Genomic DNA, 20,475 nt, shown 5'->3' on the forward strand with positions numbered 1-20,475 from the left:
GATATAATGGTACTTCAGTATGTCTCATATGACTTGTTTCAAAATAGGAGAGTAAAATATGAGAAAAATAGGTTATGTTCGAGTAAGTTCTGTTGATCAGAACCCAAAGAGACTATGTCCATTTTTTTAAAAAATCTTTGTTTTTGCCTAAAGACTTTATCATAATAAAAGGAGCTAGATTCTATATCTTAGCTCCTTTATTTGCAAATTATTTAATTATAAAGGCTACGATTGCTAAAACGATACACACAATCCCACTTAATAATTGTCCTATGCCAGAACTCTGTCCATTAATTAGCAAGTTGAAAAGATTTTTTCTTGTTTGAGTTTTTCCTACGAATGCATCATACTTCTTCATTTTATATATACCCGATAAAATTAATGCTACACCAATAACGATAAGTAATACTTTTAAAGCCACTATATTTACCTCCACTTATTATGTATATGTTGAATTTTTCTCAATCATTTTTTAGTTGTTATTATAATCGTGAACAAAAATCGTCTATAATTTCTAAAAAATCATTATCAATTTTTATACTACCGTGCGCGATAATATAAACAGACTACAAAGCCTTCTGAAAAAAAGCCTTGCAGTCTTATAATTTCTTGTTTTATTTTATATTTTTTAACACCTATTTATAGTTTTTATATGATCTTAACTGTTCCAGTCTATCGTAAAATGTCCATAACTATCAAAGGTATGATTTTTATTTCCATGTTTTGTAGGAAGAGAAACAGTTTCGTTTACATAAATCTCGCCATTGTCTTTAGCATAGTAATCGAACCATCCAAACTGTGAAGCGGAGCGTGCCCAAGCTGTGAATTTTCCTACCGTAGCTTCTCCAGAACTCTCGAAGCTATGCCATTTATCATTGATTTTTTGCCAGCCTGTTTGCATTTCACCTTTATCATTATAATAGTATGTTTTACCATTAGTTTTTACTAAACCTGTCTGCTTAGCTTCTCCTTCATGATTAAAATAATATTTTATTCCATCAATGGTTTCATGACCATCGAAAGTAAAGTGTCTGCCATCATCAAAGTGGTATTTTTTACCATCAACTTCCTTCCAACCGGTATAGTAACGCCCTTCTTCTAAGCTGTAATATACCAATACAGGTTGCTCTTTTTCATCAAACAATCCAGGTAAAAAGGTTTTAGAGATCCCGCTTTTTCTAATGGAACCATCTCTTTCAAATATTAACTCTTTGTCTTCAAACGAAACAGGAGTTATAGTGCTACTTAGCTCTTCTCCATTTAGCATAGAAACTCTCTCAAGTGCGCCTTTGTCAGAAAAGTGAAGAATGATATTTTGATCTTCTAGACGTATTTCTTTTTTATTTGCATTGTAATTTTGGAAATAATAAATTTTACCATCAATTTCTCGCAAACCTTCTTTAATAATTGCTCCAGAAGCATCAGAATAGTGTAGACCATTTTGATCTTCCTTCCATGCTGATTGTAGCACAGAACCATCGTCATTGAAGTTGTAGTACTTCCCATCATTCTCGAATCCATTTGTATTGATTAATCCTTCATACAAGCCAAAATAATATGTCTTTCCCTCAACTTCATGCCAACCTGTCAAGAGAATTCCATCAGAGCCTGCATAATACTGATTGCCACCGTTGTTCACCCAACTGTTTTTTATTACGGTTCCAGATGAATCTTTTGCAATCTTTTTAGTAGGATCCTTTTCATCATCTATTATCTGTATTCCGTCATACTTCTGTTTCTCATTTTCTTTACCTGGATACCACTCTCTTAACCAGTTATGAATTTCATTGTTGCTTTTTTCAGTGAAGCGAATTTCAGATTTGAAACTCCAATCAGTACCAAATCGTTGAACGTTTAAATTACCAGCCAAACTTACTCCATTCTTGTTTTTTAAATGGAACTGGAATTTATTATCATGAGAATTGCCTGTCTGAACAAGTTCAAACACTTCATCATCACCAATCGAATCGGAATATTGAAGTGCATTTCCTTCTTTCCCTGAAAGATATTTTGACCCTGTTTTTACCAATACTTTATTCGTCCCTTTTTTATAGGGGATAATTTGATAAGGTTTACCGTCATTTAGTTTACTAAACGTTAGTGAAATAGGCGTCTCTAGGATACTAGTACGATCCGCCAATATATCAGGTAATCGATTATTAAAATCTGCAAGAGCTTCAGAGTCATTCGTAACATAATTAGAAAGAACCTCTTTGCCCACTGTCTTTGAAGTACTTGTTCCTAGCATTCGTTTGTCTTCTGGTAATTTTTTGAAAAGTTCATCCTCATTAACACCGATATTAGCCAAACCGCTTTGAGGATGATAAGCATTTGGGAAATGTTGTTTTATAAATTTCCATCCTAGTTCATTTCTACGACCACTATTGTCACTTTCTAGATAATAAGTTTTGAAATTCGTAAGTGAAACGCCCGTCTTTCCTTCATCTAATTGTTTTTGCGTAATATACATCATATTATGTTTAGATAGTTCTGGTTCATCAGGAGTTAAATCTACTATTGTACCAGCGTCCTTAATACGAAGTTGTTGTCCATGCTTAATTGTTTTATATTCAACTTTTCCATTGGGATAAGCAATTTTAACCTTCTGGCTAAAATCTTGATTTTTATAGTAATCAAATACAGTAATCCCAAACTCTCCTTTTTTAAAAGTAGGAGCCATATAAGTAATATTTTCATAAAAATTGTTATAACTACTTTTTGCATTAGCATCTTCTAAATATTTAGTAAAAGCCTCTTTACCAAATGCGTCATAAATACTTCCAAATGTTGTAACAATCGTTCCGAACGTATCAACATCTGCTTTCACTTTATGTTCTGTTACTGGGCTGGTGCTGAATAAAATCCCCATTGCAATCCCTACAGGAAGGACTTTTCGCATACTTTTTTTTGCTTTTCCATTCATAATTGTGCTCCTCACTTTGTGCTACCCTATTTTTCTATTTATTAAACTGACTTTAACGTTCCGAAATTTATCTTAGTATAAATTTCTTTCAAAAGTCTTTCATAAATGTTACAAAAATCTTACAGTAACATCGTATAAAATTCTGAATTCTATACGATGTTATATATTTTTTCAGCTTGGCCCCATGCTCATTAACCGAAGATTTTTAAGTATCTCCATAACAAAATTTTCATTTATAAAATGAATTAAGTAGTAAACCAGAAAGGCTGGTAAAATGCCGATCTTTCTGGTTTTTTGGGTCTCAATTTTTATTTTAATAAATCAATAATAACTTAAAGGAATAGTTTGTCTCGTTCTTGTTATACAAAGGCCTTTTCTTAAGATATGTCATAGTTACACGAATAAACAATAATAAAGGTGTAGTAATGAAAATTCCAAGTAAACCGAAACTATCTTCAACAAACCAAGGTAAGAACAGCATCCTTGAGGAGGATATAAATAGGCTAAGTACGAGAGAAAATAATTGTAAGAGTAATAATTTCATACTTATGTTTTTGAGATTCATGGTGTTAAACCCTCGCAAAAGTGTATTTTCACACTGTATGATCGGTGGTTTCCTTATGTATCAATCCTTTTATTTCTATCAGTATGTTCAAGTTTAAGAAATTACTTACAAGAGCCCTGAAATGTTTGTATGAGAAGCAATGAAAGGGTTTTGTAATATTTATGAAAGACTTTTGAAAGGGATTTAAATTAAGATGAACTTACCGATAGGAATGTAAATACGTTGGAAATAGTATAAATTAGAAAGTAAGGAGTACATCCATGAAGGAAAAGATAAAGAGATGTATAAAAAAAATTCCCCCTGTAGGAATAGCGATGGGGATTGTATTCAGCTTGAATCCATTTACAAAACATAAAGCGAAAGCAGACGTTGATAAAAGAGAAACGATTCTTACAACATTTGGTGATACCTATGATACGTTTCTAAAAGAGCCTTTTGTTATTTTTTTATCAGAACAAAGTGCTAAAAATGATTATCTAGCTAACAATGAAAACCGTGCTTACAAAGCTCCTACTTTTAACAAAGGAGAATTTGGTATTAGTGTGTATGATTATTATAAAAACCAAAAATTTTCTAAGAGAATTAAACTTTTCTATAAAGATGGGAAAGTTGAATATAAAACGATAAAACATGGTCAACAACTTCTCATTAAGCAAGCTGGTATCAAAGTGGACTTAACTCCTGATGCCTCAGATCCATATGAACATGATATGTATTATATTACACAAAAACAATTAGATGACGGGAATACTGGTATTGCGCTTACGAATTGGCAAACATATTACTTGAAAAGTGACAATAGTGGTCAAATGAATGGTCCTTTAGCTCTAAAATATATTAGACAGGAGTTTCCAAATATAAAACCAGGTAGTGCTTCTTTTGACCTAGAGAAACTTTTTCATGCACTACCGGAAGAGAAACGAAAACTAGCAACGATAACTTCAAATCCAGTAAAAGAATCTGGAATTTTTAGTTATACCGCTGATGAGCTTGCTGAGATAAAGAGACATAAGCTCTCCGTCTTTACACAACATAAAAATGAAGAATGTCCTTCTATTTCTGTGAAAATTAGAAACAGAGATAACGTCTTGCGAACATGGGAGGATGGTACGAATATTTCTGCTTCATCTAATTGGATCCCAGAAGATAGGAGTATATTTACAATTATTCCAATTGAAAAAGGATCTAACAAGGTGTACATAGAAGCAAATTCAACCTATCTTACATCTGCAAATGGTGAGGTGTGCGTTACAGGATTTCACGCTTATGGACAAGTATGGACACTTATTAATTATGGATTTGAAGGCTTCTCTTTAAAAAATAACCACGGACAATATTTATCTGTTCATGATACATCCGTATGTCTTACTGACAAGCCTGATAAAAACACTATATTTGCCATTACTATTCAAAAAGATAAATGGAATGAGTGGTTAGCTAAATGGTATTCTAGCAAATAAAATGCAAGTTGATATAACCTCTAGAAGCTTTACAAACATTTTTAACGAGTAACGAACCAACAAGCCAATTTTCTGTACGTTAAAGAAATCGGCTACACAGATCCCTAAGTTGTTTTTAATCAAGCTTTATTTCAGACCCAAAATAATTCGCCCTTACGTTGAGTATATGTATTCAACGTAAGGGCCCTTTTAAATTCATATTTTAATTTTCTTGGTTAAGATAACGTATATATATCGGCTGAACCACTTATTCCCCCTTTTCGAGGGGATGGGCAAAAACACCCATTATAGGCATTAATAATATATTGAATCGCTTTATCTAAGGCTTCATGTGTTACATGCCGTTGATTAATCCAAGCAATTTGTTTACGATAAAAACACTTAAAGAACGAGCTGTTTGTGTTGGTCCTAAATTACAACCATAGCAAAATACATTGGTAATATAGCGATCAACCGCATGATCTAGTTTTGTATCATAACCAGAAATAGGACCAAAAAAGCGAGTCCAATTTAACCAATGTTCCGTATCAGCTAAAAAGGGGGCATATTCTGGAGTTCCTTTTCATGATATGCTCTCTTAGTAAATCTTTTAATATAAATTCCAATTATTAAGGATGGTGGCAATATGGAAGAAAAAGTCCTAGTAGTAGATGATGAAAAAAGTATTGCTGATGCAATTGCTTATGCTTTTAAAAGAGAGGGATATAGTGTTGAAATAGCTTATGATGGAGAAGAAGCGTTAAACAAAATAGTAACCTTTAAACCACATGTAGTTATTTTAGATGTAATGATGCCGAAAATGAATGGATATGATGTATGTAAAAAAATCGGGGATAAAGAAAACTTAGGCATTGTTATGCTTACTGCAAAAAATGATATTGTAGATAAAGTGTTAGGACTAGAATTAGGGGCGGATGATTATATAGTAAAACCCTTTGATATAAGGGAGATATTAGCAAGAGTCAAATCACTGCTCAGAAGATTATCGAAAAATGTTAATGAATCCGAGGCTGAGGAGATAAAAATTAAGGATATAAGAGTCATTTTAAAGCAAAGAAAAGTTCTTATAAAGGATGAAGAATTGGAATTAACACCAAAAGAGTTTGATTTGATAGCGATTTTATTATCGAATTTAAATAGAGTGTTCACAAGAGAAGAATTGTTAGATTTAATTTGGGGTATAGAATATTTTGGCGGGACGAGGACAGTGGATATTCATATTCAAAGACTTAGAAAGAAATTACAAGAGCCTTACCAAGACATCATACAGACTGTATATAGAGTAGGGTATAAGGCTGTAGGTGAAAAACGTGAAATTTAGTATAAAGGTTAAATCCAGTGTTTTTCTAGCTACTCTGTTAATTTTGACTGTAAGTATACTGAGTATTTTAGTTCTTAAAGGAATAAAAGATAATCAACAAAAAGAGCAGGAAGAGTATTTAGTACACCAGACCAAAATTGCAAACACATATGTGAAGCAGATGTACCTTACAGATTCTATAAAGGATGAAGGTGAATTTTTACAAAAAAATGCACAAGAACTTGTAAGACAGGTAAATTCAATAAATGGAATGCATGCTGTTATATATGATATGAGAGGAAAAGAAGTTGTTAATTCTATGGCTTTTAGTGATATAACTAACATGAAAGAAATCCTTTCTTATGCGCTAAGCGGTAAGATAGCCTATGAAGTTAGAGGAAATACTCTCGTTTATATGGCTCCACTATATCATGAGAGCCAAATAGGAGTAATTAAGTTTGAGTACTCTATTGAAAATGATATTAACTTTTACAATGAGATTAAATCTCTTTTTATTAGTACGGGATGTGTAGTATTTATACTTAGTTTTATTACTGGATATTTTTACTTTCATAGATATGTAAGAGTTATTTTAAAGCTAAAAAAAGATGCCCTTAATATTAGACGCGGTTTTTATAACGATATTATTTTATGTAAACGAAACGATGAACTTGGTGAATTAAGCGAGGGTATTTATTATATGAGCAATCAAATTGAAAAAAATATTAAAGAAATAAAGGAGGAACATCAGAAGTTCAAATTGACACTGGAAAAGGTAAAAAAATTAGAAAAGCAACAGCGAGTATTTATAGGAAATATTACCCACGAATTTAAAACCCCTCTCACAGTTATAAAAGCATATTCTGATTTATTAGAAATGTATTCTGATGATCCCAATTTACTGAAAGATGCCAAAGATAATATAGCAAAAGAAACACAAAGACTGTATGAAATGGTAGAGAAAGTATTGTACTTATCTTCACTTGAAAAATATGATTTTGAGCTTCAAACAGAAAATCTTAATATGAAAGAAGTGCTTGAGGAAATATGTAGTCGGATGAAAGGGAAAGCACAAAAATTTAATGTCAGCATGATAACGAATATACAATCAGCAACTATTTTGGGTGATAAAGAAAGTCTGGTTCATATTTTTACAAACCTGATAGACAATGGAATAAAATATAATGAACTGAATGGAAGATTATGTATCAAAAGTTATATCAAAGATAAATATGTATTCATAGAAGTTTCAGATACAGGAATAGGTATTCCAAAGGAAGCAAAAGAAAGAATATTTGAGCCTTTTTATACAGTTAATAAAGACCGATCCAAAAAATATGGTGGAATAGGTCTCGGCCTTTCGATTGTAAAGGAATTAATAGAAAAACAAAATGGAGTTATTTCTTTACAAGATAATGAAGCGAAGGGGACAACCTTCTTAATTTCTTTCCCACTTGTGTAAAAGTTTACAGTATTGAAACAAGTGGAGATACTTTTGAAAAATCAAATTAGTATAGTAAGTTCATAAGAAATATGGAGGGATGATACATGCTAAAGAAAAAAATATTAATCGGAGCAGCCGTTTCATGCTCTTTAGTAGTTGCAGTTTCAGTCTTTGTACTCAAACAAGCCGAAGGCCGAAAGGAAGTTAAAAAGGGAAATCATACAATAAACGTTATAGAAGACACCAAAACTATTTTAGCGGATCAGTTTACAGCATCTAAAATTGATACGTATGAAGGAATACTAGGATACGATTGGTTAGGAGAAAATCAAATACTAGTTTCAAAGAAAAATACAGAATTACCGCATAAAAAAACGAAACTTGGGGAATTTGAAGTCCAAAATCTTTATTCATACGATCTAAATTCTAAAAAAGAGAAAAGTATGGCTGATACACCAGAACACCAAAAAGATGCTATTGCTTCTCCTGATAAGAAACATATATTTTATGCCAATGATTTTGAAGAAGAGTATACAGGATATATTACAGATTCAGAAGGAAATATAAAAATTAGGATTAATGAACCATTTATAGATGGTCTTGATTTAGCAGAAGCCCATTGGATTAATAACGAAGAATTAATCATGCCGTATACGATTATAAAAGGTTTTTATATAGTAAAAACGGATGGAACTTCAACAAAAATAGAAAATGTAGAAAATGAAATAATGACAATGGAAGATCCGGTAAAGGGAATGACTATAATGGATCCGGTAAAGGGAATGTTTATAATGGATCCGGTAAAAGTTGGAGATTACATATATTATAGAACACAATCTCAAAACGAATCTAAACGTGACAAAATGATGGTGTATGATGTTAATACAAAGAAAAAGAAAGAATTGGTTAAGGAAAAGGTCTCAAATTTTCAGCTATCACCGGATAAAAAACATTTCATCATGGAAGTCATTCATTCTGATAACTTGGCATTAGTAGTAACAGATTTAGAGGGGAAAAATAGACAAGTATTAGATAAAGGATATATATTTGGCGAAAACTGGTCTCCAGATGGGACAAAGGTATCTTATATATCCAATGAAAAGGGAAATGAAGGTATTTATGTAGTTGATATACAAACAAAGAAAAAATCGTTACTTTCTAAAGGCGAGTATTATATACCTACGGCATGGAGTCCATCTGGTAAAAAAATAATGGTTCATAGCGCACAGCAAAAAGATGGAAAGTCAGTTGATATTACAAAGATAATAAACTTGGATTAGTAAAGCCATAAGGGGACTTATGCGGTGATGATTCTGATGCGAATATATAGTATAGAAAAATATTAGTACTGTGTAACTTTAGGAGATAATTTGCATAGTTTTTAAATGATAAATGGGGCTGTTTAGCAAAGGACCAAATCATACAATAAACAGTAGCCTAAGGATGTTCGACTGATTCGTCTTGAAAGGGGATATTCTCAAGAAAAAATGGCTACTGTTCTAGGTATTTCTAAAAAGACACTGGTTCAAGTTGAAAAAGAAAGAACATCCATTGGTTGGACGAATGCAGTCGTAGTTTGTGCTTTATTTAAAGCATAGTCAAATCTTAAAACATATTTTAGGAGAAGAACCTTTTGAAGTAATTGAAACATTAGATCATGATGGTATGTATACTCCAAAAGTAAAAACAGTAGGTGGAAAAATGTTTTCGAATGAGATTGAAATAAAGGAAAGTTTCGAGTACAACAAAATGTGATTAGTCAGCATTTTCGTATTTTAGATGATAGTGATTATAGGTGGTATAGCACGTTTGAAGAGGAAGATGTTATGAATCGTTTTTACGAATTAACTAACGAGTAATTAAATTTCAGAGGAGAAATTACAATGGAGAAAAACAAGAAAGTCATTATATTAAACAGTATATTAGTAGGAACTATCATACTAAATCTATTTATCTTTACTTCACGTATGGACTTTTTCCCTTGGTATATTGAAGATGCATGGGGATATTTAGGAGTATTCCTTACTTCACCAATTTTAATAGGTATTTATTTCAAACTAAGACATTTTCACAAGCGACAACTAGTCACAAATATAAATAAGACACTCCCATTATTTGTCGCAGTAACATCACTGATTATTGTGTTTTCACAGACGACTGATTTTTTAAATAATGTTGCACTTATAATTAACGTACCTGCAGTATTTTTAGCAGCAACTTTCCTATTCAATCAAAATGAAGGAAAAAAATAATTACAGATTTAACGCGGATTACTCGTAGTACGAGGGATTTATTTGAATTAGTTGATTACATAAAAAATAAAAAAGCTAACTTAAACTCATTAAAAGATACATTGTTGGCTTTATCTGAAGAAAATCCATATAGTCATTTCTTGATGACAGTAATGGGTGGAGTAAATCAATTGGAGCGTGATTTAATTCGCATGCGTCAGCGCGAAGGAATTGATCTTGCAAAAAAGGAAGGAAAGTATCAAGGACGAGTTAAAAAATATCATGAAAAGCATGCTGGAATGAATTATGCACTTAATCTGTATGAAGAAGAGAATATGACAGTGAAACAAATTTGCGAAATTACCAATGTTTCAAGATCAGCTTTATATAGGAAACTACAAAACAAAGTATAATAAAAATCACCCGCTAAAATTGGGGATTTTTTAGATGTAGCGGGTTATTCTTTGAATCGTTTCCGTACCCCTAGAAGCATAAAATTTTCGTTTTGGGGATACCTCAAAAGCTTAGCTTGATAGCGATGTGGCGAGACCCCATGCCCATCAACTTAAGAAAAATAAACGCCAAAACGAAAAAAATTAGCTGACTTCTCAAAGTAACTACCTATAGGGGGGGCACCATATCATTTAATGTTAAGACTTGTAGCGCTTAACCATAAATACACATAAAAAGAAACCAGGCGGTAGTGAATATCAAACATATTACGGAAAATTGTATATTAGGAACCAACAATTTTGCGTGATCTTTATTTTTTTTTCAATGCCATAGTTGAAGAAATAATGGCGATAACTAATGGGAGCATTAAGGCATAAATTATATATGTAAGATCACGTCCAGTATCTAAATATGGTTCACCAGGGTGAATATAAATAAGTTCATAATGATAAGTAAAATAAATATACAAAGCTATACAAAATATGAAATTTGCTCCTACGGCAACCCAAAAAGTTGTATTGTTTAATCTCTTCATCTGTCTACTCCTTTAAGTAATCCCTTCCTAATATTACAGCAAATAAGAAAATTTTACATCGTAATATTATGTTAAATTCAAATAAAAAAGGGTTCAGTCGAGATGCATGTAATTTAAGGTTATGGGCTATATTTTATTTCCATTATCAGATTTCGGTGTAACAAAAAGCTGTTTTACTAATAATATTACGAATTATTTTTGATACGGTATTTTGTTACAGCTAGTTCAACAATTAGGATATTTCATATTTTCAAACACAAAACGTAACAAAAACGAACGCGTTTATGTTACAAATATCTCCGAAAAATAACGTCTGGGAAAAAATGTATCGCTATGACCTATTTTTACACGTTATCTTAACTAAGAAAATTAAAAAACGAATTTAAAAGGGCCCTTACGTTGAATACATGTACTCAACGTAAGGGCGGATTATGTAAAATGACAATAAAGTTATTTAATTTTTGATGTGAAATACTTCACTGCACTTAAAAATACAACAATAAAGTCGTTTAAATCTAAGTGTTATTGCACAATCGCGCCCTTTAATTGAAAAGACATCTGTTATTTCACCCAATTATAATAAACAAAAGATAAGATTTGTCCATTCATACTAAATTCTTCATCACTTGTTGCTATATATTTAAAGTCGTTTTTTTCCAAGACTTTTTGGGAAGCTATGTTATTCACAGTAGTCTTCGCCGAAATCTGTTTTATTCCTAGCTTACTTGTGGCTTCTAATAAGAGTTTCAATGCTATTTTAGCAATCCCTTTTCCGATATATGCTTTTCCCACTCTATAACCAATATGACCTAAACCTTGGGATTTTTCAATATCTACTAAGTTCATTCTTCCAAGAATTAAACCATCTTTACTCTTAATTAAATAATAATATGATAACCCTTGAGATTGTTCATCCAACAGGGCTTTATTCCTTGTTTTGAATGTCTCGAAGTTATAGTAATCATCCCCGCGACTCGGTACCATTTCCTCAAAATAAGTTCTGTTCTCAAGCTCAAATTCAAATAATTTTTCAAAATCTACGTCATGTAATTTCTTAATTGTAATATCCATCATCATTACCACCAATTCAATTTTATTTTTTACGTAATAGCTAAATACAAAGAATATTTCCGCAATAAACCTACTATTTAGCCTAATACTATTTATTGCAAGCATCTGTTATTTCCACAAGGAGTTATTCCATTATTTGGCCCTTTAACGGAATAACATGACTGGCGTTTTTAAACATTTTTATTGTAAATGTAACGATTTTATTGTTACTCAACAGATTATCCTTCATAAATCTTACCTCGCAGGTGCATCAGTTCTTTTTTTAACCTTTTATTTTCATCTTCCAATTGTTTGATACGTTTGTTTTTAGCGGCAAGCAATATGTCTTTATTCGAATCTGTTATTTCATATTTAACTTGTTTAGGAGAAGGTAATCTCTTTTGCTGCTCACGAAGTTTATCTATACGCTCACGAATATCTAGATGATTATATAGATACGATTTTGACACTCCAGCTGTTATTGAAACACTGTTAAAGTTAATTTTCTCTTTATTTTTTATTAATATTTGAATTGCTTGATCGACTTTACTTAAGGTTAACTCACTTTTGAGTTTGGCGTAATTTTTAATACCTTCGGTATTTTTATAGTTATTTGTGTTCATGTTCACTGAAGTCCTCCCGGCTATATTCCCGTCCCTTTTTTCCTGCTTTATGATGAATTTTACCTTGTTTTAAAATTTCATAAATTGGTTTTAAACGGTCTAATTTCTCCTGATTCTTTTCTATCCATACAGGACGATTTATAGCTTTTCCACGTTCTATAACAGCCTCTGTATCTCTTATTTGACGTTCATACTCTTCCGTGAATTCCGGGGTTGTACATAAATTACGACAAGATAAACATGGATCGGATTGCGTAGGGCAGGGTTGTTTAATTGGTTTTGTACAATAACCAAGTGGCATGCGAACTGCATCTAAATTCGAACGAATATATTCCCATTCAATCATATCTTCATTTTCAATATCCGAAGGATGTATTTTTACCGGTTTACCAGAATCATTTATTCGGAATAGTCCTTTTGCTGTTGCGTCTTCCCATGATTTTCTCAGTGTCGTATCTAATATTTTCGCATAAGTAAGAGTCATTTCCGGTGAAGCATGAGCTAGCCACTTTTGAACATGTAATATATTCATCCCATTATTAATTAGTTCAACTCCTTTGGTATGCCTAAAAGCGTGGCTTTTAAAATGGAATACGTTCCCTTTATCATCGAGAATATTTTTTGTTTTGGCAAGACGATTTAAACTATCTTGAATTCTACGTGATTCTGGCGGGCGATCTTTTCGTCTACCAGAAAGTTGAACAAATAAGAATTTTTTTGAATTATTGTTCATGTCGCTTTTTTTCTTTATACACTCTACTACTGTTTGTACAATAGCTGCTACATCATCCGTAATAGGTACACGATGATTTAACACTTGTGTTTTCATAATATCACCACACAAATACCATCCCTGTGCCGTTTGTTCTAAACAAGTATCATAATGAAGGTTGAGAATATCAGAAATACGCCAACCAGTCGCTCGAAGTAATATCACTACGGGAATATATTCTTTAGGAGTAAGATGTTCTAAATGGGTTTCTAATTGTTGAAGGATTCCCTCCGGGATATATTTAATATCGTTTTCAGTGCGATTTGAAAGGCGGGGGAGATCTTCCTTAAATAATAGTAATGATATTGGTATTTCGGTAGATTCTGCATATTGGAATTTTTCTGTAGTTTCCAAAAAAACTCGTAGAGTTATTAGATAATTCCGTTGTGCTTTTGGGTGTTGTTCTTGGTCTATCTTCTGCCATTTTTCCATATCTTTGCGAGATAGTAATGATAGATTATTCCAGCTTGGATATTTTTCATATATATAATTTAAAAAAAGACTGATAGAACGAATATCAAGGCAACACTGTCCGTGAGATACATACTGAATTCGAAACTTGATATAGCGTTTAACCATGTTACGAAACGGACTTGGAACACCTTTAAAATTTAATAGATAATGTGCTTCATGTTCAACCACTTTTGATTTTGCTATTTTCCTGATATCCCAAATGTCTTTTTCAAAATTATCACGTTCATCATAGAAATCTTTATAAAATAGATAAATCACTTTTAGGAAGGTTTCATACTTGGTAAGTGAGCCATCTCTTCGAATTTTCAATCCTTTTTTAACTAACATAGAACGAAGTTGAATCATTGCTTTGTTTAAATCTACATCAATGATACTATTTATGTAGGGATAATATTGATTTAATAAATCTGCAACATGTTTGAATGATGCTGCATATCGTCTAATCACTGTCTGATATAAACGTACATCATCAACTTTTAAACGATTTAAAATAAAAAACTTTATTTCATCTTTAATCTTGGATTCAAAACAAGAAAAATCAATTTTTTTATATGTCCGATCCCAGACTGTTTTTCGAAATTCATCAAAGACTGGATGGTAGGCACTCCATATATCATTTTCCCAATAGCCTTTTAAGAAATCGTTGATTTCTTGTTGTTTTTCCTTTACGATTGTTAATTTTATCGTACTCATTTCTAACTATCTCCTTTCTGAGAATTTATCTTCATTCGTTCTTTTGTACGTTCCCAATCCTTTCGTAGATCATCATCACTTGGATGAACATACATTTGGAGTGTGGTTTGAATATGAGCATGTCCCGCGCGTTTCATCAAATGTTCATCTTTCCATCCAGATTTTCGTAATTCAGTCAGTGAAGTATGACGAAGCATATGAGGTGTTACATGAATACCTGTTTTCTGTTTTAATCGATTAAATAAAGACACAACGTCTGTATATTCTAAAGGACGGTGCTTATTTTCTCCTGATAACTTAATAAAAACGTGGTTGGTATCTACTTCATCTGTATGTATTTCAGCTATATATTCAAAATAAAGATCCATTAATTCTTCAGATACATCAATTATTCTTGGACTATATACGGTTTTAATTTCCGCAAAATTTTCAAGTTCTCCACGATCACAAATATGAATCTTTCTTGCATCAACTTGAAAATCCTCAAGCCATAGGGAAAGAGCTTCACCGATTCGCATAGAACTTTCCCATAATAATTGGATAAGAAAGTGATCACGTATATTTGAACAGGAGTAAATTAGTTTTGCAACTTGTTCTTTAGAAATAACCTTCGGTTTTTCTTTTGGTACTTTAGCTTTGAGAATGTTAGCTGTAAATTTTTTATCTTTGTTAATATGATATAAGAAGTCTTTAAAATTCCTACGCGAACCGGTCATTTGTTTTTTTAATCGTTCTGATAGTTGAATAGAATAATCCTCATGACGCATTAAATAGTCGTAAAATCCTATTACAGTAGCTAAAACAACATTAATTGTTCTTGGCTTTCTTGATGGGGTAGAAATGGAAATAGATATTATTTTATTGTTTCCATATGGGTTTTGTAGCCACCCCATAAAAGATGCCATCTGATCAATACCAATCTCACGGTAATCCGATTTTTCTTGCTCTAGAAATTCAAAAAATAATTTCAGGTGAAAGCAATAAGACCGTAAGGTATTTCGTGCAGCATTACTATTATCTTTGAATCGTAAATACTGAAGAACAGGCTGAGTAGGCTCTCCATTTTTATCTACTAGCATATAGCGTATCTTTCCGTTCGACAAAATGACTTCTTCTACTCTCATAGTAGGCCTCCTCCCGACACTACAACAATTAATAATGTTCTTATAATCATTAGCTGTATCCAGTGAAATTCATTAATACCACGTCCTTACCTTAAAATACTTTAAATACTTTGAAAAATCAATATAGTTATTCTTTATTTAAAGATAAATAAAAACCATAAACCTTACTTAAAGAACTATAAGGACTATGGTTTTATTTAGTATAGTTAATACACGTATCTCGGCTGTACCCCATTATAGATAACATCTAAAATATTAAAGACTTTCTTTTGCTCATAACAGTGGCACTTTCGCCCGTTTTTCTGTAGGAGGATAAACAGGCAAAGCAGGATCACTTGAGTTGGAAGCTTTTGATACAATCCGATATAAGCTTCGTAAATTTCGTGGGTTTGTCCTGGTTGTAGCTGGAATGGATTTGGCAATTGTTACAGAAAAAAAAACGACATTCTTACAAATCTGGAAAATTGAAAATGGCTGTTTATGAAACTTTCAATATTTATACTTAAAGTTGGTGCTACTTCTTTATTGCATTAGATAGCAATGTAATTTATAATACGTTTAAATGATTAAATTCTTAAACGGAAGGTAATGTTAGCGAAATGAACTGTAATGATAAAGTAATGCATATTTTAGAAAATTTAAGACCATGTTTTCAAGGGTTGGGAGATCCAACTCGTCAGCAAATTGTATCACTTTTAATTGATAAAGATAGCTTGAATGTGACGCAAATTGCGGAGAATATTCCCATGTCAAGACCTACTGTATCTCATCATTTGAAAATATTGAAACAATCAGGGTTACTTCAAGTTCAGAAAAAAGGCACTGAAATGTATTATTGTCTTGAATTTAATGAAACAATAAATCTTTTAAAAGAACTTGTTTCTTTAGTTGAAGATGAATGTAAGAACTAGGTACTCATTTATAGTTTAGGGACACCTTTTGTCCCTTTTTTTAGCGATAATATGTTTAAATGTTTAAGTTTTTAATCGTTTAAATTTATAATCTCACACTAATTAAAATGGAGGTTTCAGATGAATAAAAAAACAGTATTAATTGTTGGTGGGTATGGAGTTGTTGGTAGTCAAATTGCTCGAATTTTACATGATCGACATCCTGATTTGGAAATTAGATTAGGAGGAAGAACCTTAGGGAAAGAGTTACCTTTTGAATCAGAGAGAGTAAAAATAGTCAAGGTAGACAACACAACAGATGATCCTTTAAGAAATTTGGATGATAATTTCACATTAGTTGTTAATGCGGTTAATGACCCTCAAGATAGACTACTCCTATCCGCAGTTCGAAAAAAAATCCCATTGGTTGACATTACTCGTTGGACTGAACGCTTTAAGAGTTCTATTGATCGATTAAAAAATGTTGAGGTCCAATCCCCTGTTGTATTAGCTTCAGGGTGGATGGGGGGGACAGCAGCCCTTTTTTCTAAAATTTATTCAAAAGATCTTCAAGAGGTTACGGTTGATATCAACGCACTATATTCTCTTCAAGACAAAGCAGGACCAAATTCAACAGCGTATATGGACCGGTTAACTATTCCGTTTGAAGTCAAAGCTCGAGAGGGAATGCGACAGGCTTATCCAATGACTAATCCAATTAAAGTCCGCTTTCCCAACGGTTATATAACCAAATGTTATCGTTTGGATACTCCCGATCACGTAACCCTGCCAGAATCAATTCATGCTGTTTCGACTAACTTTCGTATTGCTTTTGATAGTAAAATATCTACATATGGACTGGTTTCTCTGGTGAATACAGGGATTTGGAAAATGATTAGTGGAGAAAAATTTACCGATTTACGGAAAAATATTCTCTATAAACCCGGAAGGGGAAGTGCACATAACATAGTTATTCACCTTAAAGGTTATGATGCTACTGGTTTATTGTATAGACGATGTGTGAACATATCAGATCCGTTAGGACAGACACATCTTACTGCTTTAGGAGCAGCTGTCCAAGCAGAGAACATTTTACAAACATCTGATATTACGATTCCAGATTATGGAATTCACTTTCCGGAAAATCTATTAGATTTGGGTGTGAATGCATCTGCAATTTTAGATTTTTATAGGGAATATGGGGTTACTATTACGAAAGAAAATATATAAAAGGTACCGTTCTATTCGTGGTAGGGGTCACCATAAAATTGTACGTTTAGACACATTTTTGACACAAATTAAGATGTTTGGTGTACGCTAAGACTATTTTCCAGCTAAATAGGGACTATTTGGCACTGGAAATTCGATGTTTTCTAAAATATCAACTGGAATATTACTTTCACTAATGGGAAAAGTGACTGTAGTTTGTAAAGATATACCTTTAAGGACAAACCTTTAAGTCCTGTTAAACCAAGGTTTGCAACGTTTACTAAGTGCATATCACCTTTATAAACTTCTTAGTGTACAATTTTCTTAAAATGATATGGTGACCCCATCAAGCAAAGAAGAGCAAATACCCCAAATAACTTAATGGCAGTTTAGTTTAATAAGAATCAATCGTAAAATGATGAGAATTAATTATGCTATGGGGCTGGTCAGTTGTAATTTTATAAAGGAGTTGTGAAAAGTTGAAATATCGCAAAGCAAATATCGATGATATTGATAAATTGGTCGAGTTAAGAAAAAAGCAATTAGTTGATGAGGGGATAGAACCTAATATAGATATTGGTAGAGAACTATATGCTTTCTTTAAAAATAAACTAAGTGAAGGTAATTTAATTCAATGGCTAGTGGAAGATAATGAAGAAACTATAGCTTGTGGTGCAGTAATTTTTTATGAATTTCCACCTTGTTACACCAATAAGACTGGAAAAAAGGCTTATATCACAAATATGTATACTAATGAAAATTATCGTGGGCAAGGAATCGCAACAAAGCTGTTAACTAAATTAGTTGATGAAGTTAAGATTTCAGGTATCTCACAAATATGGCTTGGGGCTTCAAAAATGGGTAGACCAGTGTATAAGAAGTTTGGTTTTATGGAAACTGATGAATTTCTAGAATTAGGGTGTTTTTGCCCATCCACCGAAAAAGGGGAATAAGACAAGATATTCCAATGTGGAAAAGTAACTCTAAAATCAACCTTTATTGTATATTTTGGAGTTACTTGACGTTTACTTTTCTACGGAAAGTTGACACTTTTATCCTATGCCTAAAGGCAGACTGAATTCCTGCATAGGCTTTCCAGTATCACTGAATTTGTAATGAAAAGTTGTGAACAATTGAAAAAATAATGGTTGAAATAATGAAAGGTGAGAAGGAGTTTATTTCTAATAAGCGAAATATTGTATTGTTTTATCCTAAATTATTTGTAAAGGTGGATACATAATGACAGTAAAGAAGCTTTATTTCCTCCCAGCAGGTCGTTGTATGTTGGATCATTCTTCAGTTAATAGTACACTTACACCGGGTAAACTACTAAACTTACCTGTTTGGTGTTATCTTTTGGAGACAGAAGAGGGACTTATTTTAGTAGATACAGGTATGCCAGAAAGTGCTCTTAATAATGAGAATCTTTTTAAAGGTACATTTGTTGAAGGACAAGTTTTACCTAAAATGAATGAGAACGATAGGATCGTAAATATTTTAAAGCGTGCCGGATATGAGCCAGAAGATCTTCTTTATATCATTAGTTCTCACTTGCATTTTGATCATGCAGGAGGAAATGGCGTTTTTACAAATACACCAATTATTGTACAGCGTGCTGAATATGAGGTAGCACTCCACAGAGAGGAATATTTGAAAGAATGTATATTGCCCAATTTAAACTATAAAATCATTGAAGGGGATTATGAAGTAGTGCCAGGTGTGCAATTAATATATACACCGGGACATACGCCAGGGCATCAGTCATTATTAATTGAGACGGAAAAATCAGGTCCAGTGTTACTAACTATTGATGCATCATATACGAAAGAAAACTTTGAAGATGAAGTACCGTTTGCTGGATTTGATTCGGATTTAGCTTTATCTTCAATAAAACGTTTAAAAGATGTTGTTAGGAAAGAAAATCCGATTATTTTCTTTGGACATGATATGGAGCAAGAAAAGGGCTGTAAAGTGTTCCCAGATTATTTGTGATATAGCATATAAAAAGTCATGGGCTCGTTAGCTCATGACTTTTTGTTTTGGGGTGTTATAAAATTCTTAAGTTGATGGGCATGCGACTGTACCCCATTGCCATCAAGCTAAAATTTTATAGTACCCCCAGAACGAAATTTTGTGCTAACTTGTAACAAAAAAGCTCATTTTCTCGTTTTGGGGTAATACTGAATTCTTAAGTTGATAGGCATGTGGGGTAGCACCACATCACCATCAAGCTAAGGAAAACGAGATACCTCCAAAACGAAAAAGCTAACTTCTTATCCAAAAAAGCTAAGAAGTTAGCTTTTTTGGATACTACCGATAATGAGACGTTATGTAAATTTGATATAAATAGAATATACAGTGAAATTAACATTTGGTTAAGGACTTATTTATATTTTTATATTATAATATTTATGATGAAAATATAAATTGGTGGGATTTATACTATGAATGGTGAAAATAAATTGGAGCAAGAAATTGAAGGGTTAAAACAATCATTGGAACAATTAACAGTTGAAGTTCAACAATTAAAAGATGAACATAAACAACCAAAAAAAGAATATAAATTTAAACTTAAAATTGCCGAAGAGATCGGAGGAGCTATATTTATTATTTTGGTAATTATAGCTTTATTATTGTTTCGCTAATACTTAATTAGAAAGAAAAAAGACATTTAAGGTGTCCTTCTTTACTATTTATAACGGAAATTATGTAAACATAAGAAAAGACGG

Annotated in this window: 19 protein-coding genes and 2 pseudogenes; 13 read left to right on the plus strand and 8 right to left on the minus strand. The window is 32.2% G+C overall.

The genetic code is table 11. The annotated features are described in order from the left end of the window. Positions 1 to 208: 208 nt before the first annotated feature. Together DN392_RS28355 and DN392_RS28360 are read right to left on the minus strand one after the other, a co-directional pair. Entirely contained in the window at positions 209 to 421 is a 213-nt protein-coding gene (locus DN392_RS28355) for a hypothetical protein (RefSeq protein WP_002162318.1), read from the minus strand. 237 nt (positions 422 to 658) lie between these two features. After that, positions 659 to 2,923, minus strand: coding sequence for an N-acetylmuramoyl-L-alanine amidase family protein (locus DN392_RS28360; RefSeq protein ID WP_116349216.1), 2,265 nt, complete (start codon positions 2,921 to 2,923; stop codon positions 659 to 661). A gap of 825 nt (positions 2,924 to 3,748) precedes the next feature. On the opposite strand from DN392_RS28360, the gene DN392_RS28370 reads away from it, so the two are divergent. Then, positions 3,749 to 4,948 carry a hypothetical protein gene (locus DN392_RS28370; RefSeq protein ID WP_149238237.1) on the plus strand — a complete coding sequence of 400 codons (1,200 nt, stop codon included), beginning with the start codon at positions 3,749 to 3,751 and terminating at the stop codon, positions 4,946 to 4,948. 334 nt (positions 4,949 to 5,282) lie between these two features. Here the strand turns inward: DN392_RS28370 and DN392_RS28375 are convergent, their stop codons facing one another. Further along, on the minus strand, positions 5,283 to 5,435 hold the full coding sequence (locus DN392_RS28375) for a hypothetical protein (RefSeq protein ID WP_370512832.1): 153 nt from the start codon (positions 5,433 to 5,435) through the stop codon (positions 5,283 to 5,285). A 138-nt stretch (positions 5,436 to 5,573) separates the two neighbouring features. On the opposite strand from DN392_RS28375, the gene DN392_RS28380 reads away from it, so the two are divergent. The 6 genes and pseudogenes from DN392_RS28380 to DN392_RS28405 all read left to right on the plus strand — a co-directional run. Next, positions 5,574 to 6,269: a response regulator transcription factor gene (locus tag DN392_RS28380; RefSeq protein ID WP_063225875.1), complete on the plus strand. Its 696-nt coding sequence runs from the start codon at positions 5,574 to 5,576 to the stop codon at positions 6,267 to 6,269. Beyond that, the gene (locus DN392_RS28385) at positions 6,259 to 7,710 is read left to right on the plus strand and encodes a HAMP domain-containing sensor histidine kinase (protein ID WP_081214494.1); all 1,452 of its coding nucleotides are present in this window, start codon (positions 6,259 to 6,261) and stop codon (positions 7,708 to 7,710) included. Before DN392_RS28380 ends, DN392_RS28385 begins: the two co-directional genes overlap by 11 nt. 86 nt (positions 7,711 to 7,796) lie before the next feature. Beyond that, positions 7,797 to 8,972 (plus strand): TolB family protein, encoded by a 1,176-nt coding sequence (locus DN392_RS28390; protein WP_063225873.1) that lies wholly within the window; start codon positions 7,797 to 7,799, stop codon positions 8,970 to 8,972. Between the two features lie 171 nt (positions 8,973 to 9,143). Continuing rightward, positions 9,144 to 9,551 (plus strand): annotated as a pseudogene (locus tag DN392_RS28395) (helix-turn-helix transcriptional regulator). Positions 9,552 to 9,575: 24 nt separating this feature from the next. Beyond that, positions 9,576 to 9,944, plus strand: a complete 369-nt coding sequence (locus tag DN392_RS28400) for a hypothetical protein (RefSeq protein ID WP_063225872.1) — start codon at positions 9,576 to 9,578, stop codon at positions 9,942 to 9,944. After that, positions 9,944 to 10,336: pseudogene (locus tag DN392_RS28405) on the plus strand (recombinase family protein); the annotation flags it as partial. The gene DN392_RS28400 and the pseudogene DN392_RS28405, both read left to right, overlap by 1 nt. Before the next feature lie 350 nt (positions 10,337 to 10,686). On the opposite strand, the gene DN392_RS28410 reads toward DN392_RS28405, so the two are convergent. From DN392_RS28410 to DN392_RS28430, 5 genes are all read right to left on the minus strand, one after another. Further along, positions 10,687 to 10,911, minus strand: a complete 225-nt coding sequence (locus tag DN392_RS28410; protein WP_255448107.1) for a hypothetical protein — start codon at positions 10,909 to 10,911, stop codon at positions 10,687 to 10,689. 561 nt (positions 10,912 to 11,472) lie between these two features. After that, on the minus strand, positions 11,473 to 11,985 hold the full coding sequence (locus DN392_RS28415; RefSeq protein ID WP_149238238.1) for a GNAT family N-acetyltransferase: 513 nt from the start codon (positions 11,983 to 11,985) through the stop codon (positions 11,473 to 11,475). Between the two features lie 215 nt (positions 11,986 to 12,200). Beyond that, entirely contained in the window at positions 12,201 to 12,584 is a 384-nt protein-coding gene (locus DN392_RS28420; RefSeq protein ID WP_149238243.1) for a DUF6262 family protein, read from the minus strand. Beyond that, on the minus strand, positions 12,571 to 14,523 hold the full coding sequence (locus DN392_RS28425) for a tyrosine-type recombinase/integrase (protein ID WP_149238239.1): 1,953 nt from the start codon (positions 14,521 to 14,523) through the stop codon (positions 12,571 to 12,573). The genes DN392_RS28420 and DN392_RS28425 overlap by 14 nt, the downstream gene beginning before the upstream one ends. A gap of 2 nt (positions 14,524 to 14,525) precedes the next feature. Beyond that, complete coding sequence (locus tag DN392_RS28430) at positions 14,526 to 15,647, minus strand: tyrosine-type recombinase/integrase (protein WP_149238240.1); 1,122 nt, start codon at positions 15,645 to 15,647, stop codon at positions 14,526 to 14,528. Between the two features lie 340 nt (positions 15,648 to 15,987). On the opposite strand from DN392_RS28430, the gene DN392_RS28435 reads away from it, so the two are divergent. The 6 genes from DN392_RS28435 to DN392_RS28460 all read left to right on the plus strand — a co-directional run bounded on the left by DN392_RS28435 (position 15,988) and on the right by DN392_RS28460 (position 20,391). Further along, positions 15,988 to 16,131 carry a hypothetical protein gene (locus tag DN392_RS28435; protein WP_236735004.1) on the plus strand — a complete coding sequence of 48 codons (144 nt, stop codon included), beginning with the start codon at positions 15,988 to 15,990 and terminating at the stop codon, positions 16,129 to 16,131. A gap of 115 nt (positions 16,132 to 16,246) precedes the next feature. Beyond that, positions 16,247 to 16,558, plus strand: coding sequence for an ArsR/SmtB family transcription factor (locus DN392_RS28440; protein WP_002013825.1), 312 nt, complete (start codon positions 16,247 to 16,249; stop codon positions 16,556 to 16,558). A gap of 120 nt (positions 16,559 to 16,678) precedes the next feature. After that, complete coding sequence (locus DN392_RS28445) at positions 16,679 to 17,767, plus strand: saccharopine dehydrogenase NADP-binding domain-containing protein (RefSeq protein ID WP_149238241.1); 1,089 nt, start codon at positions 16,679 to 16,681, stop codon at positions 17,765 to 17,767. A gap of 458 nt (positions 17,768 to 18,225) precedes the next feature. Continuing rightward, a complete protein-coding gene (locus DN392_RS28450; RefSeq protein ID WP_063226050.1) occupies positions 18,226 to 18,699 on the plus strand; it encodes a GNAT family N-acetyltransferase in 474 nt (157 codons plus the stop codon). Between the two features lie 286 nt (positions 18,700 to 18,985). Continuing rightward, positions 18,986 to 19,738, plus strand: a complete 753-nt coding sequence (gene aiiA, locus DN392_RS28455) for a quorum-quenching N-acyl homoserine lactonase AiiA (RefSeq protein ID WP_149238242.1) — start codon at positions 18,986 to 18,988, stop codon at positions 19,736 to 19,738. Between the two features lie 452 nt (positions 19,739 to 20,190). Then, positions 20,191 to 20,391, plus strand: a complete 201-nt coding sequence (locus DN392_RS28460; RefSeq protein ID WP_002162305.1) for a hypothetical protein — start codon at positions 20,191 to 20,193, stop codon at positions 20,389 to 20,391. Positions 20,392 to 20,475 lie beyond the last annotated feature (84 nt).

The sequence above is a fragment of the Bacillus sp. BB51/4 genome, assembly GCF_008368845.1.
GTDB lineage: Bacteria > Bacillota > Bacilli > Bacillales > Bacillaceae_G > Bacillus_A > Bacillus_A wiedmannii.